This is a genomic window from Micromonospora sp. WMMC264, from assembly GCF_027497275.1.
GTDB lineage: Bacteria > Actinomycetota > Actinomycetes > Mycobacteriales > Micromonosporaceae > Micromonospora > Micromonospora chalcea.
The window spans coordinates 4,368,915-4,384,801 of record NZ_CP114907.1; the positions used below are offsets into that span (position 1 = coordinate 4,368,915).

Consider the following 15,887-nt stretch of genomic DNA (forward strand, 5'->3'; position numbering starts at 1 on the left):
CGCTTGTCGATCCGGCGGGCCGGTCAGGCGGTGATCAGGGTGCCGATCTTCTCACCGGCGACGGCCCGGACGATGGTGTCGTCGCCCTGGGCGCCGAAGACCAGCATCGGCAGGCCGTTCTCCATGCAGAGGCTGAACGCGGCGGCGTCGGCCACCCGCAGGTTACGGCGCAGCACCTCGGAGAAAGTGATCGAGTCGAGCTTGCTCGCGGTCGGGTCGATCCGGGGGTCGGCGGTGTACACCGCGTCCACGCCGTTCTTGCTCATCAGCACCACGTCCGCGCGGATCTCCAGCGCCCGCTGGGCGGCCACGGTGTCGGTGGAGAAGTACGGCATGCCGGCGCCCGCGCCGAAGATGACCACGCGGCCCTTCTCCAGGTGCCGGATCGCCCGCAGCGGGATGTACGGCTCGGCGACCTGGGCCATGGTGATCGCGGTCTGCACCCGGGTCTCGATGCCCTCCTTCTCCAGGAAGTCCTGGAGGGCCAGGCAGTTCATGACCGTGCCGAGCATGCCCATGTAGTCCGCGCGGGCCCGGTCCATGCCCCGCTTCTGCAGCTCGGCGCCGCGGAAGAAGTTGCCGCCGCCGACCACCACGGAGACCTGCACACCACGGCGTACGACGGTGGCGATCTGCCGGGCGATGCCCTGCACGACGTCGGGGTCGACACCGATCGCGCCGCCGCCGAAGACCTCACCGGAGAGCTTCAGCACCACCCGGCGGGACCGACCGGGAGGAGGCGCGGTCGGATCCTCCATCGCCAGGCTCCGGTCACTCACAACCTGCGTCATCCGCCCCGCCCCTTCTCCCCGCGCATAGCGCGGGCGTCGCGTACGTGCCCTTGCCGACCCTATGTGACGAGGAGGCCGCGGTGCCTGTCGCGTACACCGGCGGCCTCCTCGTCGACGTTCTCCCCTGTGCCCGGGCCCGGAAGGCCCGGCGCGGCGGCTCAGGCCTGGCCGACCTCGAACCGCAGGAAGCGGGTCACCTCGATGCCGGCGTCGGCCAGCACCTGCTTGACGGTCTTCTTGTTGTCGGCGACCGACGCCTGCTCCAGCAGGACGAAGTCCTTGAAGAAGGCGTTCACCCGGCCCTCGACGATCTTCGGCAGCGCCGCCTCGGGCTTGTTCTCCTCGCGGGCGGTCTGCTCGGCGATGCGCCGCTCCGACTCGACGGTCTCGGCCGGCACCTCGTCGCGGGTGAGGTACTTCGGCCGCATCGCGGCGATCTGCATGGCCACGGCGCGCGCGTCGGCGTCCGCCGCCTCGTCGTTCTTGCCGGTGAACTCCACGAGCACGCCGACCGCCGGGGGCAGGTCCTGGCTCTTGCGGTGCAGGTAGACCGCGGTGGTGCCGTCCAGCTTGGCGAAGCGGTTGAGCACCAGCTTCTCGCCGATCTTGGCGGACTGCTCCTGGATCAGGTCGGCCACGCTCTTGCCGTCGATGCTGCTGGCGAGCAGCTCCTCGGCGTTGGTGGCGCCGCTGGCCACGCCGTGCTCGACGAGCTGCTGGGCCAGCGCGATGAAGGCGTCGTTCTTGGCGACGAAGTCCGTCTCGCAGTTGAGCTCGAGCAGCGCCTGGCCGGAGTGGGCGACGAGCCCGTTGGCGGCGGTGCGGCCGGCCCGCTTGCCGACGTCCTTGGCGCCCTTGACGCGCAGGATCTCGACGGCCTTGTCGAAGTCGCCCTCGGCCTCCGTCAGCGCCTTCTTGGAGTCCATCATGCCGGCGCCGGTGAGGTCGCGGAGCTTCTTGACGTCCGCGGCGGTGAAGTTGGACATGACTCTCTCTTCGGTGTCAGTGAGGTGGTCTGGGGTGCTGGTTACCCGGTTCCGGGCCGGTGCTGCCGCCCGGCGTACCCGTCGCGCCCCACCGCCGGGAATCGCCGACGGTGGGCACGCGACGGCGAGATCACTCGGCGGCGGCGGTCGCCGGCTGCTCGGCAGCGGCGGCGGCGGGCTGCTCGTCGGCCTTCTTCGGCTCCTCGAGCAGCTCACGCTCCCACTCGGCCAGCGGCTCGTCGGCGGCGACCTGGCCGGCCTCGGGCTTCTCGTCCGCGCCCCGGTTACGGCCGGAGCGGGCGATCAGACCGTCGGCGACGGCGGCGGCGACGACCTTGGTCAGCAGCTCGGCCGAGCGGATGGCGTCGTCGTTGCCCGGGATCGGGAAGTCGACCTCGTCCGGGTCGCAGTTGGTGTCGAGCACCGCGATCACCGGGATGCCCAGCTTGCGGGCCTCGTCGACGGCGATGTGCTCCTTCTTGGTGTCGACGATCCAGACCGCGGCCGGGAGCTTCTGCATGTCCCGCAGACCACCGAGGGTCTTGGTGAGCTTGATCTTCTCGCGGGAGAGCTGGAGCGTCTCCTTCTTGGTGTAACCGGCGGCGGTGCCGCTCAGGTCACCCAGGGCCTCCAGCTCCTTCATCCGCTGCAGCCGCTTGTACACGGTCTGGAAGTTGGTCAGCATGCCACCGAGCCAGCGGTGGTTGACGTACGGCTGGCCGACCCGGGTCGCCTGCTCGGCGATGGCCTCCTGGGCCTGCTTCTTGGTGCCGACGAACAGGATGCTGCCGCCACCGGCGACGGTGGTGCGGACGAACTCGTACGCCTTCTCGATGTAGTCGAGCGTCTGGCGCAGGTCGATGATGTAGATACCGTTGCGCTCGGTGAAGATGAAGCGCTTCATCTTCGGGTTCCAGCGCCGGGTCTGGTGCCCGAAGTGCACACCGCTTTCCAGCAGCTGACGCATGGTCACGACGGCCATGGTGGGTTACTCCTACTGTGTCCCTGGTTGTCCGTCCGGCCGGCGGCCGGACGCCTGGCGCCCGGTCGGCGGCCGGGGTGGGCCCGGGTGAAGAACCGGGACCAGGGAGGCCGTCGCCCCACGGAGGAGACCGTGGAGAGGGCACGCGAGGTCGACCGCACGAGGCGGTCGCCAGTCGACCAGTGTACGCGCCCTGTCCGCCGCACGGCCCTCGGGTGCGGGAGGCGGCCTTGCTCAAACCTTGATCGACTCCGGTACGGCGAAGTGGCGGTGTCAACCTGCCTGTGACACCGCCACTTCGGCGTACTGGTTCAGCGGTCGTCCACCCGCTCAGCCCGCCGCGAGGGCTGCGGCGAGGAAGAGGACCAGCCCGACCGTCAGGTACGCCGTCGGCGGGCGCAGCCAGCCCCGGCTGCCGTCGGCGAGCGCCAGCCCGCCGGTACGCAGCCCGTACAGGCCGGTTCCGAAGATCGGCAGCCCGACGGTCAGGAACATGCCCACCACCACGTGCGACGTCGACACCGGGTCGCCGAACAGGCCGTGCAGCAACACCCGTACCGCCGGCACCTCCAGCACCAGCACCATCACCGCCAGCAGCACCGCGAGCGCCGGACGCCGGGTCCGGTAGACGCCGTCACCGGGCGGCGGACCGTCCGGTCGTGGCATGAGTGCCGGCATCGGGCCGGTCGGCATCTCCAGCGGATTCGGGGTCGCCGCCGGCTCGGCCGGACCGGCCGGGCGCTCACCGATCCGCAGCGGAGTCGCCTCGCCGGGGTTGAGCCGCGCCGCGGCCGACGGGTCCGTCCCACCGGTCACCGGCGGCTCGGCCGACCGGCCGGTGTCCACGATCGGGTAGCCGCCGAGCGGCCCCGGACCGGCCTGGCCGGCAGCGCCGCCGAGGGCCAGCGCGTTACCGCCACCGCGGGGATCGGCGTTGTGAGCGGCCAGGCCGTACGGGTCGCCGCCGGTACGGGACGCGCCGTCGGAGGCCGGGGTGCCGAGCGGGCTCGCCGGCACCGCGCTCAGCGGGTTGCCGTGTGCGGCGGTGCCGAGCGCGTCCACACCGCTGCGGGACACCGCGGCGAGCGAATCGTCCGCGGACTCGCGGGCCGCCCGCCGCCCGGCACGTGACCCGGGCAGCTCACCGGAGACCTCCGGGTCGTCCGGCCGCTGCGACCGCCAACTGCTCGTGTCGTCCACCAGCGGGTCGGCGGCGGAGTACCGGCCCGGCTCGGCGTACCGGCTCTCACCGGCCCGCTGCTCCGGCGTGCGGTAGTCGTCGTCGCGGTAGCGGGGCTCACCCGCGGCGCGCCAGTCCGACTCGTATCCGCGGTCGCCCCATCGCGACCCCTGCTCATCCTCGGGATAGCTCCGTCGTCCGTCCACGACCGGCACGGTATGCGACCGGCTCCAGCCGCGCCATTCGGGTCTGGTGGGACATCGTCCCAGCTCGCACGGACTATCTCGCGTCATCGGATCGTCGCATCTCGTGAGTTGGGCGCGACGGTCGCCTAGTGAGGCTCGACGCCTGCTGGCACTCGCTACCGTCGAACCCGCCCCGCTGAGGTGCACCACTTGACCGATCCGCAGGCCGCCGACCAACGGGTGCACCAAGAGGCCACGTAGGGCCGAACGGGGCAAATCTTCGGCCACGACGGACATGCCCCCGTAACGCCGCCCCCTCAGCGACCCACCTCTTCGTGGCAGCCAGCGGAAGCCAGGGCACTACTCAGCATGTCACCCTCACCCCGATGAGACACAACCGAAGACGCGCCGGCACTCAGGGCAGCGTTGGCATGGGAAGCCGAACGCCTCCTGCCCGCGGAGTAGCTAACTGGGGCAGCCCACTCCACAACCGGAGGCATTCGTCTCCACGCCCACTCACGTTGCGCAGCAATAGCATAGCTGTGAGTTGTGGCGGTGGCGGCTTGGACGCATCCAACCACTCCGGGCATCCTGAGCGGGAAAGCTCAATAAGCCCCGCCGCCACAGGCTCACTGAGCCGCCCAGTCGCCCAAGAAGGATGGGCGGACTCCATTCTTCATCATCGAGAACATGTCGTTCCGACTATTCCCATATCGGTAGACCGAGGAATCGAATCCCGCGTAAAACCTGCCATCACTCCCTGAATATATGGTCAAATGAAAGCTGTCGACTCCAACTGGCATGAGAGCGACGCCAGCCACTGTCGCACAGCGCCGGGATATCCTCGCGTCCCGCACTGTACATACGGCCGACGGTTCAAACCGAGTCCAGCTGGCAATCCTTTCCCCAGCGATGAGGAGGGTTGGAGGATGCTCAACCGTCAGGCCGATGTATTGACCCAAGAATGCGTGACCCTCCTCGTGACACTCAAATCCTGCCCGCTTCAGATTCGCCGCGACAACTTCTATTTCAGGCAACCCGCCAGCCGCCCTCGAATTGGACGAGCCGAGGAACCCGAACAGTTCTGCTTCATGCATAGTTCACCTTGACAGGTCAGTCGCTCCACGCCGCACGAGGACGCTTTGACAGGATAGGCATGCCGCCTCCGAGACACCAGTTGCATTGCGAACAGTCAAGAACTCGATGTCACTCAAACGTAGCGAGCGTCCGGCTCGAGCCTCGAACGCCGCTCCGTGCTCTGCGATAAGAGCGTTGCAAGCCCGAATCTCCGCGCAGTTGTCGGCCCCTCGGCCCGCAATCTGCCCGCCATCCGCAAGAGCGGAATCGATCTCGGGCTCGAAATAGGCTGGACGGGACGAATGGCCAGAGTGGCCGATCGAAACCATGTCGGTCCCTCGAAACCGGGCTGCGGCAGTCATCGTGGCGTCTTCGGGCGCTGATCGCGCTGCGGCTCTAGCCTCAGATCCGCAGTTGTGCACGAGTACCGGAGTGTTGCCGGCCACCACATAGTACGTGTGGACGACGGAGACCGTCAGGTCGCGCATCACCTCGCTGCCGCTGAAGTTGCGGACCTTGACGACGTTCACCGTCGACCCGTCCGCCGCGAGCAGCCCTTCGGCGGCCTTAAGCTCACCCGCGCCGACCCACTGCTCGCGGGTGACGCTCCAGAACGGGTGGTGCTGCGTGGTGTCGATCGTCGACACAGCGCCCTTGCCGTCGCGGACGACCAGGTCGGTCAGGGCGTCGTCCCGGTTGATGTGCAGCTTTTCCACCGTCTGGGCACTGGTGGCCCCGCGCTCGGGGTCGTGGGCGAGGACCTGGTCGCCCTCACGCACCTCGGCGATCGGCTGCGTCGTCCCGTCGGCCATGAGGACCGGGGTGTCCGGCGAGAAACTGTGTGTCGGGCAGCCGCCCTTGGAGCTGGGTGCGCCTCCGCCGTTGTTTCCGCCGGTCTTGCCCTTGGCCGGCGCGACGGGCTCCTTTTTCGGAGGTTCGGGCGTCTTCGGTGCCGGTGGCCGCGGAGTCTCCCGGATCTCCTTCTTCAGCAAGGCCATCTCTTTGGCCTCGGCCGCCGGGTTGATCGACGGGGGCTTGCCCCACCTGATGCGCGCCACGACTGCGCCGGCCTTGTCGGCTCCCCAGTCGATGACCTTCTTGCACCACCTGCCGAGCTTGCAGGCCCAGTCGAGTCCGGGCACGACCGAGACGCCGGACAGCGCGGCCTCCCGCCAGTTTCCTTCGGTGGCGTAAATGACCGCGTTGACGCCGTCACATCCCGCGCCCAGACCGATGAGGAAAAGGCCACACGCCTCAAGGGACTCGTGCGTCTTCTGTCGGCCGGTCTTCTTCGTCGGCCCCCCACTGCCGTCGTTGCGACTGGGACCATGGCCCTGGCCGGTCTTGCCCTCCGCGTAGTTCTGGCACGCATAGCCCCCGAGGCCGCTGCAAACAACAATGTTGTTGGCCGTCGGGTTGAGGTACTCGGGGATGATCAGACCGCTCGGGTCGCTGAACGTAACCGGGTTGTTCGACGCGTAGGCGTAGGCGGACAGCTGCTGTGGGTTGCCCGGGTCGTTGATCGGGTCGACCGAGATGAACCGGCCGATGGTCGGGTCGTATTCACGGGCTCCGAGATGGGTCAGGCCGGTGGGATCCTGATAACCACCGAGGAACCCCTGTTGGTTGGGCCAGGTAACCGCCGCACCCCGGGGCGACCCGTACGGCGTCTGACGGCGCTGGGTGATGGTCTGGTTCGTGTCGTTGGCGACGCTGACCTGCGAGGTCCCCTGGTGGTCACTGGCCAGCCAGGTGATGCCGGTGACGGTGCGCTGCGCGACCACCTCCCCGCCGAACGAGTAGTAGCGGGTGGCCGTCACCTGCCCCGTGGTGCCGTTCTTGCGGATTTCCTGATCCCCGAGGAACAGGGTGCTTCCGGTGGGATCGGTGGCGATGAGCCGGTTGCCGCCCGCGTCGTAGATGTAGGAGCTGGTGCCGGTGCTGTCGGTCACCGAGGCCAGGTGCCCCTCGACGTCCCAGGTGAGGGCTTGCTGCCCGGACTTGCCGGGCCGGCTCTTCGTGTTGCCGGCCTCGTCGTAGGTGTACGAGCCGGTGGTGGTGCCGGTGTTGTCGGTCCGGCTCCACCCGTTGAGCCGGTGCGACTGCGGCGTGCCCGCCGTCGGGTAGGAGTAGGACGTCGTCACCGTCCCCGTCGGGGTCCCGCGCTCGATCTGGGTGCGACGGTTGCCGATGCGGCCCTCCGGGTCGTTCGGCGCGCCGAACGACCACTGCTGCCAGTACGGTGCCGGGCCGCCCAGTTGTGTCTCGGTCTGCGGTTTCGCCGTGCAGTCGAAGGAAGCCGGAGTCCACGCCTCGGTGAGCCGGCGCTGGTGGTCGTAGGTGAAGCACTGGGTGTCGCGGGGGCGGGCACCCGTGTTGTCATCGATCTTGGTGATGTTGCCGCTGGCGTCGTAGTCGTAGAACGTGTTCAGCACATACGAGGGGGCGACTGAGCGGGTCACCGAACTGCTGCTGACCCGGCCCGTGGTCTCGTCGTACGAGTTCTTGCTCTGGACCGACTTCGCACCCGTCAGCGCGGTGGCGCGGGTGATGGTGTTCAGTTCGTGCAGGTCGCTGTAGCCGGCGTCGACCACGTAGTAGGTGGCGTCGATGTAGTCGGTCGCCAACCGGTCCAGCATCGCGTACGTGGTGTCGTACTTGTAGTTCAGCACCTCCTGGTCGAGGCCACCCGCGGCCGGAATGGTGAGCGTGTTGGGTGAGCCATCGCCCAGGAAGGTCGCCTTGGACGTGAAGCTACAGGTGACCTTGCCGATACCGCAGAAGCCGGCCTGCGACGCCGGGAGGGTGAGCTTGGTCTGCGTCGTGTTGTACATCTTGTCGACAGTCACGACCTCGGAGCGGTACTCCTCGGACCCGATCCACCGCGACGACGACGTGGCGATGCCCTTGACCGGCGAGTCGTAGGTCAACTCCGTGCGCTTCTGCCCCGTCAGGCTGCCCTCGTGGGTGGTGCGTAGCCGTCCGACCTCGTCGTAGGCGTACCAGAGGTCAGGCGTGTCGGGGCGGGAGTCGGTAGTCCTCTCCAACTCCCCGAGGGTGTTGTACTTCCTGGTGGACGTGCCGGCGTCCGGGTCGCTCGACGAGATCAACCGGCCCTGGATGTCGTAGGCGTAGGACCAGGTGTTGCCGGACGGGTCCTTGACGGTGGCCAACTGCCCCACCGGGTGGTAGGTGTACATGGTCTCGTCGTAGGTCCCGGTGGCGGTCCGCCCGTGGTACTGCCAGAGCTTCTCCGTCCGGCCGTACGGGTCGGTCCATACCGTGGTGGCGGCCTGCCCGACCGGAGGCTCCACGGTGACGTGGTCACCGTGATACGTGGTCGAGGTTCTGGCCTTCTCGACCTGGACGCTCGCGACCGAGCCGAGAAGCAGGGAGTGAGTCTGTCGGCCGGCGTTGTCGTAGATCGCCTGGGTCTGGCTCGGCACGTCCTGGTCGAGCCGCGATCTGATGGTCGAGGTGTCGATCGCGCCGGAGTCGTAGTAGGCCGAGTTGGACTTGTAGATGCGACCGGCCGCGTCGTAGAACGTCTCGGTCATGATCCGGCCGCTGCGATGGGCCGGTTCCTGCGTCTGCCGCTGGCGGCCCAGCGCGTCGAAGATCATGTACGAGGTGTCGCTACCACCGAGAGCGTTCACCGCGGTGGTCACCACGTACGACGGCGCCGTCTTCGACAGCGTGTAGGCATAGCTGGTCGACGGCGTGGTGGGGTTGTTCGCCCGCTGCCGGTTGGGCAACCACACCTGGAGGGCGCGGCCCAGGGCATCGTAGGTGTACTCGGTGACGTAGTTGTTGACGTCGGTGCTCTTGAGCGCGAGGCCGGTGGCCGGGTCGAGGTCCACCGTCGTGGTCCACTGCAACGGGTTGGTGGTCGTCCGCTGGGTGACCGGCCCACCGGTGGCCGGGACGTACGCGGTCGTCGTCTTCTTCCCGGCGATGTCGGTGACCTCGGTCGTGCGGCCCCGAAGGTCGTACTTGGCTGTCCCCACCTGCTGGTAGGTGCGGTTGCCGCCGGCAAAGTCGACGATCTTCTCGCTCGCGGTGAGCAGCCCCTTGTCCGGCGCCGTGCCGTACGCCTGCCCGTCGTAGCTGAACCGGACGTCACCGAGGATCTGGTTGGTGTCGGTGGGCGTGGTGGAGCACGCCCCGACCCAGCCGTGGATTCGCTTGACCGGCGTGAGCAACCACCGGTTGGCGTTGCGGATGTACTCGGTCTTGCTGCACCGCTTGTCCCCGGTGGCGCCGCCGTCGGGGCTGTCCTCCTGGGTGGTCGGCATGCCGTAGGCGTCGAAGTCGGTGGTCGACGTGCTGCGCCGCCAACCGGAGTCCGTGGCGGTGCGGGAACTCACCGTGCGTACCCGGGTGTACCGGGATTCGGCGACTGGGCTTCCCGCCCGGGTGGCCGTCGCCTCGGAGCGCCACATCGTGTATACGGTCGCGGACAGGACGTTTCCGTCCAGCCAGGTGATCGTCTCGCGGGGCGAGCCGCTGAAGTGGTCGTAGTCGTTTACCGCCCCGCCTTCCAGACCCTGGACTTGCGTCGTGCGGGTGCTGCCGTTGGCGAGCTTGTCGCCGTACATCCCTCGGTAGTAGAGGGTTTCGGTCTTGGTCCGCGCGGGGCCCTCACCGACGTAGGTCACCACGCGGGGGAAGCCACGCCACTGCGACCAGGTACGGCGGTCGTTCGGAGTGATGCCGGTGTCGTCGTCGTGGTGCCACAACGCCTCGTTGTTGGTGTTGAGGTACTCGTACGCGGTGCGCAGCGGCCTCGACCCTCCGGTGGGGTCGATCTGCTGGACCTCCTCCACGACGTACTTGTGGAAGAAGTCGGTGACCTTGTCCCTGCCGTTGGGTGCCCACTCGACCGGATAACAGAGCAGTTTGTTCTTGTCCAGCGCGTCCTTCGAGGGCATCACGCTGCCGCGGACGCATTGCGGCTGCTTGTAGGTGACGAAGATCTGCCCGCCGGTCTCCAGGGTGATCAGGTTGACCCGGTGCCAGTTCATCGCCAGGGCCCAGTCGCTGCCGCCGGCGTCCACCCGGTTCGGCATCTGGATGCCGGAGAAGGTCACCTCCGGCGTCGTGATCGTGCCACCGTTGAGACCCTTGTGGGTGATGCCTTCGAGCCAGAGACCGGCCCTCGTGCCGTCACCGGGGTCGAGGAACGCGTGGCGGAAGGTCCACGAGTCCGCCTTCTGGTAGGCCGAGGCGGACGCCTTCCACGCCTTGGTGGTGATCTCCGTGGTGCGCTTTGCGGACCAGAACGTGGGAGAGCCGTTGGTGCACGGGTTGGTCGAGGCGGTGCAACTCTGGTCCCAGGGAGTGTCCGGCCAGTTCGTCGCATTCTTCGTGGTGCAGTTCTGCAGACACCGGTCCACGTTCGTGAACTCGATACGTCCCGGCACGTTCTCGATGTACGGCGACGTGGCGGCGTACTCGTTATCGTCCCGGTTGTCGCTGCCGTAATCGATGCGGGTCAGGTAGCCGGCCCGGTCGTAGACGACGGGCGTCGTGCCCGTCAGGTTCTTGGCGTAGTAGTTGGTCTCCTTGGCCCACCAGTAGGACATGGTGTTGCCGTGGATGTCCTGGACGTAGTCGAGATTCCACCGCCAGGCCTGCGGCTTCCCGTTGCAGTCGGAGGCGGCGAAGGTGCCGGCGTTGCAGGGTTCGCCCGGGTTGTTGCCGTACACCGGGACGGTCAGCACGGAGTTGGTCGTCGGACGGCCGGTGGCCCAGCCGGGAAGCCGGTGACGTCCGAACCAGTACTGGGTGCCGTCGGTGCCGGTGACCTTCCAGTATTCGTTGTCGTTGTCGCCGTTGGCGTACGCCGACGCGGTGAGCAGCTCGACCTTGGTTCCGTTCTCGCTGCGGGGGTGCCAGGTGCCGTCGCTGCCCTTGAGCAGTTCGACGGTGCTGCCGTTGAGCGACATGACGGCGTTCTCCGGGCCCCAGCACAGGTCACCGGTCTTGACCGTGTTGTTCGCGTTGCCACCCATGTCGTCGGCGCACGCCTTGTAGCGCCGCTCGACGAAGCCGGGGGAGAACTCGAAGCCCTCCCCGAACAGGCTCGGCTGGTTGTTGGTCGCCGCGTGCCGACCGTCCACCGACTGCGACGAGTAGCCGAGGCCGAGGGTCGGTTCCGGTCCGCCGGGGCCCGGCGGGACACGCATCGGGTACGACCACTGGAAGCTGCCGGTGGCACCGCTGTGGCTCCACGACGACGTGGAGGCGAGGCTGGAAGCGGCGAAGTCGCCGGCTCCACCGGACGGGCCGGCGGTCAGGGCGAAGACCGCGGCGGCCTGGGCCTCGGGCACCGACACGGTCGTGGTGACCGTCCGGGTCCGCACGTCGTTACGCGAGTTCAACGGCGTGCTGCGGCAGTCCGCTGCGGCGGGGGTGCTCAGGGCACAGTCGGGCAGCTGCGCCAGCCGCAGTCTCGACGCCCAGTCACCGCCGTACGCGGTCGCGAAGGCGGCGTAGTCGATACCCACCTCGACCGGGCCGGCCGCCCGCACCCCGTCAGTGCGTCCGAGGCGTACCAGTAGGCCGTTGATGCCGGCCGCTTCGGCCTGGGCCTTCGGCAGGACCTCGACCCGGACCTTGGCGGGCGCGGCCACCGCGCTTCGGTTGGCCGAGGACGCGGTAGCCGGCCGGACCGTGACCGGCAGCGACCCGGCCCGGCTCGGTGTTGCCGCTGCGCCGGCGGTCGCCGCCAGTGACACCTCGGCGGAGCCCGCCGTTGGCCAGACCGGTGCGGGGCGCCGCACCTTGGCCGCCGCGGCGTCCTTGTCGGGAATCCGCTTGCTGGACGCGGCCTTGTGCAGCGGGGCGGAGGAGTACCGCTGCGGGTCTAGGTGGTAGGCCTGCTCCGGCCGCTCCGCGCGGGCCGGCAACTGGCCACCGAGCGTGGCGGCGAGGACCGTGGCCAACCCCGCGACGAGGGTACGACGGGCGCCCCGTCGCACCGCGACGCTGACCCGCATCCCCCCACCGCCTGGTTGCGGCCGGCCGGATCGATCGATTCTCATTTCTGCCCTTCAAGAACGAGAGGTTGCCGCACCTGCGTTGCGGACGGGACCGGAGACCCGGGTCAGTCGGTTGCGGCGAACGCCGCCTGGACCTCTGCGGCGCTCAGCGCGCCCTGCCATACCTGGACACGGTCGATGTCACCGTTGAAGTAGTCGGTGGGCGCCCCCCACCTGCCTCGGCCGACCGCCAGCCCGCCTGTTCCGTGCCACGGGTTGAAGGTGGGGGTGAGCTGACTGAACAAATTGCCGTCCACGTAGAGGCTCATCGTCCGGCTCGTGGCATCCTGCACGGCCGTGAGGTGCGTCCACTGGTTGACGAGGCAGGTGCTGCCGGTCACGTAGAACCCAGGCGCGGAGGTCAAGTCGCCGGAGCGGAGCATGATCGACCACTTCGACCCGTTCGCGTCGGTACGACAGCTCAGGAACGAACTGGAGATGTTCACACCGTCCTGGGCGATCACCGTGCGGGCGCCCGCGCCGCCTGCGAACCGCACCCACGCCGAGACGGTGTACGACTGGTCGGTGCGCAGCACCGGACCGCTGGTCTGTGCGGCACCCGAGATTCCGTCGAAGCGCAGGGCAGTCGATCCGTTGAAGCCCTCCGTGGTCCAGTTCGCGGCCGGTGCCGGACCGAGAGTCAGTGGCGTCCGGTAGTCGGAGGAGTCTCCCGATTCCCTCGGCTCGTCCTGGTCGTCACTGTCCATGTCCCACTGGCCGACCCGCACAGGGGCCACGATCTCGGACAGGTCCGTCTCCGGGTCGATGACCCGGTCCCAGACCCGGGCCTCGCTGATGGCGCCGTTGATCCAACCGGTCGGTGCCCCGTTGCGCGCAGCACCGATCATCAGCGGCCCGGACGCGGACCACACGGAGGCGTTGGCCATGCCCACGCCCTTGCGGACCCCGTTCACGTACAACGAGAGCTGGTTGGTCGAGCCGGCATCGTAGACACCGGCGAGGTGTACCCACACGCCCGGTTGCACCGGCTCGGTACCGCACGCGGGTGACGGGGTCGCCAGAGCGTTCACCGTGTCCGATGCGTAGCTGACCCAGCACCATCGCTGCTTCGCCGGATGGTACTGGAGTTCGAACGGGCTCTTGTTCGTGCCGACCTGCGCCATGACCACCCCACCGACCACATCGGCGCGGACCCAGGCAGCGAAGGAGAAGCTGCGGGTGGTGTCGATGACCGGGCCTGTGGTCGCGGCCTGATCGTCGCCGTCGAACTTGACCGCCCAGTCCTTGCCGCTTCGCCGGCTCGTACCCAGCACACGCGAGTCCGCCCAGGCCGGGGACGGGCTCATGGTCGCCACCGGAGCGCCCTCGACCTTGTTGTTCAGGATCAGACCGGTTCCCTCATCCATCGCCCAGTGCGCGACCGGACCGGACGGGTCGCCTGCCAGGAAGGCGTAGTCGTAGGGGGCGGACGAGTTCCCGGCCTGGTCGCGGCTGCGGACGGTCAGCACGTTCTCATGCCGCAGCGTGGGCGTCGCCACCGTGGTGGCGGTGCCGCCGAGACTGCTGGCACGGACGACCATCTCCGGACCACCGTTCATCTGGTAGACGTAGTCGTATACGTCGGCGGCGCCGTTGGCCGAGAAGGTGAAGCGCCCGGTGTAACCGACCGATCCCCGCAGGTCCTGGTTCGTGCCCCGGGGCGGCGACTCCAGGTAGAGGCCGTCGGCGGCGACAACCCCGGGGGTCGCCTCGGGTGCGGAGTAGTCGACGGAGAACTCGCACCACGGGGACGCCGTGGAGGAACCGCCGAGGGTGTCCTTGGTCTGCACCTGCCACCGGTAGATCTCGCCGTTGACCGTCTTCGCGGACAGCTGCAACTCGGCCTTGGCTCCGGGCGCGACCCCGGAATCGGTCTTGGGCCAGCCGGACACGTTCGTCCAGGTGCCACCCACCAGCTTCTGGAGGGTGAAGACGCCGGAGAGGCTGCCACCACCGCTGCCGTCCGGGTCACTGACCGTCGCCTTCAGCCACGGGAAGTCCGAGCGCACTGCCGGCCGTGACGTACCGGTCACACACGCCTGCCCCGGAGCGGTGTAGCCGGCGTGGGTCGACAGTTGTGCAGCCGTCGGGGTGTTGGGGTTGGTGTTGTACTCCACCGTCAGCTTGGTCTGCACAGGGTCGAACTTCTTCCACCAGTTGCTCGTCGACTCCGATGTGCCGTCGGACTCGCGGGTCGACAGCGCCAGCGTGTAGATCTCCTGGCCCCGGTTGGCGCTGATGTCGGCGGTGACGTTCGGGCTGGCGAACTCCATCGGCTGGTCCGGCTGGGGGTCGTCGGGGCAGCCCTCACCGGTGGATGGCTTGTGCGCGTGCCCGGACCGCTTCTCCAACCACTTGGAGAAGCTCGGCCCGGACCAGGTCTGCTTGCCCGTGGTCGCCATGTCGGCCGTCCGCCAGAGGTTCACTGGGGTGTTGCCGCAGTCCCACGAGTGCGTCATCTCCGTCAGGAACTTGGCGCTGCGGATGGTCTTGCCGGACAGCGACGTGAGCTTGAACGAGAAGTACGACCGGTAGGTGCCGGACCCCTCGGGGTCCCGGCCGACGCGGGCCACACCGTCGTTGCGGGTCGCGTTGTTGGTGCTCGAGTAACCCCACCGGGTCTTCTCGATTGTGCTCCACGGATCGATGACCACTGGGTAGACCGTGTTCTTGCCCCGCAGCAGCGCCTGGTCCGGCACGATGACCAGGTCGTCGCCCTGCACCCGGGTCGGAATTTCCGCCTTGCGCGCGTGGTCCGGCGCGACCCGCAACGACTCGCGCCGGTCCCAGGCGGCGAAGTCGGCTGCCGCCCGGCTCGTCCCCGCACGCGCCTTCGGCGCCACCCCGGCCGAATCCCACATCAGCGCACCGCCCGCGGACAGCATCGGGCTACCGGTCGGGTCGACCACCTCGAATCCGCCGCCGGCCTTGGACCGCTTGGTCAGCGACCCCGTCGTCCGCAGCGAGAAGCGCAACTCGTTCAACATCGGGTTCGCCGCGGCCTGCGCGGACTTCACCACGAGCGCCCAGGTGAACCCGTCGCGCAAGGCCCGCAGCCGCAGGTCCACGTCCGGCAGCACCGAGGCGTAGACGGCGGTGTCGCCGTCGAGCGAGGGGGCCGGGAGCTCCCCCGGCCAGGACAACGACACCTGCCCGTCGGCCACCGGCAGCCGAATTGCCGGTGCGCTTCCGCCCTGGCTGAACGTCACGTCGGCCAGCGTCGCCACGGGCCCCAGCGAACCGTCGGCTCGCCGTTCGAGCCGGGTATCGATCCGTTGCCACGAGTTGTTGTTGCGAGTCTTCGTCCACTGCGGCTCCACGTATGACTCCAGCACCAGGTTGCCCTGGGGCGTGGCGAGCACACGTGAGTTCTCGCTCTTGAGGCTGGTGACCTCGACCTGCATCTTGAGCTTCCTGGCCTGCGCCAGCGCGTCGACCTCGCCCAGCACGGGTGCGTCCGGGGACGCCGGCGGTTCGGCCACCGCTGGCGACGGCAGCAGGGTCGGGCTGCCGACCGCGATCAGGGCCAGCGTGACGACTGCGGCGGCGAAACCGCGACGACGCCACGCGAAAACCGATCCAGGTGCTCTCACCTAGACACTCCTCATTGCGTTTTGGCACGTCAGAGGGCCGTGCGGGGCAC

At 68.5% G+C, this 15,887-nt stretch carries 6 protein-coding genes; all 6 read right to left on the reverse strand.

Annotated features, from left to right (window positions below):
* Positions 1-23: 23 nt before the first annotated feature.
* The gene (gene pyrH / locus O7542_RS18910) at positions 24-791 is read right to left on the reverse strand and encodes a UMP kinase (RefSeq protein ID WP_043325891.1); all 768 of its coding nucleotides are present in this window, start codon (positions 789-791) and stop codon (positions 24-26) included.
* A gap of 158 nt (positions 792-949) precedes the next feature.
* Positions 950-1,777, reverse strand: coding sequence for a translation elongation factor Ts (gene tsf, locus O7542_RS18915; protein ID WP_064447054.1), 828 nt, complete (start codon positions 1,775-1,777; stop codon positions 950-952).
* A gap of 130 nt (positions 1,778-1,907) precedes the next feature.
* The gene (rpsB, locus tag O7542_RS18920) at positions 1,908-2,759 is read right to left on the reverse strand and encodes a 30S ribosomal protein S2 (RefSeq protein ID WP_043325892.1); all 852 of its coding nucleotides are present in this window, start codon (positions 2,757-2,759) and stop codon (positions 1,908-1,910) included.
* A gap of 330 nt (positions 2,760-3,089) precedes the next feature.
* Complete coding sequence (locus O7542_RS18925) at positions 3,090-4,145, reverse strand: hypothetical protein (protein WP_247659786.1); 1,056 nt, start codon at positions 4,143-4,145, stop codon at positions 3,090-3,092.
* 1,079 nt (positions 4,146-5,224) lie between these two features.
* Positions 5,225-12,148 carry an RHS repeat-associated core domain-containing protein gene (locus O7542_RS18930; RefSeq protein ID WP_166455528.1) on the reverse strand — a complete coding sequence of 2,308 codons (6,924 nt, stop codon included), beginning with the start codon at positions 12,146-12,148 and terminating at the stop codon, positions 5,225-5,227.
* 161 nt (positions 12,149-12,309) lie between these two features.
* Positions 12,310-15,837, reverse strand: a complete 3,528-nt coding sequence (locus O7542_RS18935; RefSeq protein ID WP_166455529.1) for a LamG domain-containing protein — start codon at positions 15,835-15,837, stop codon at positions 12,310-12,312.
* Positions 15,838-15,887: the final 50 nt, after the last annotated feature.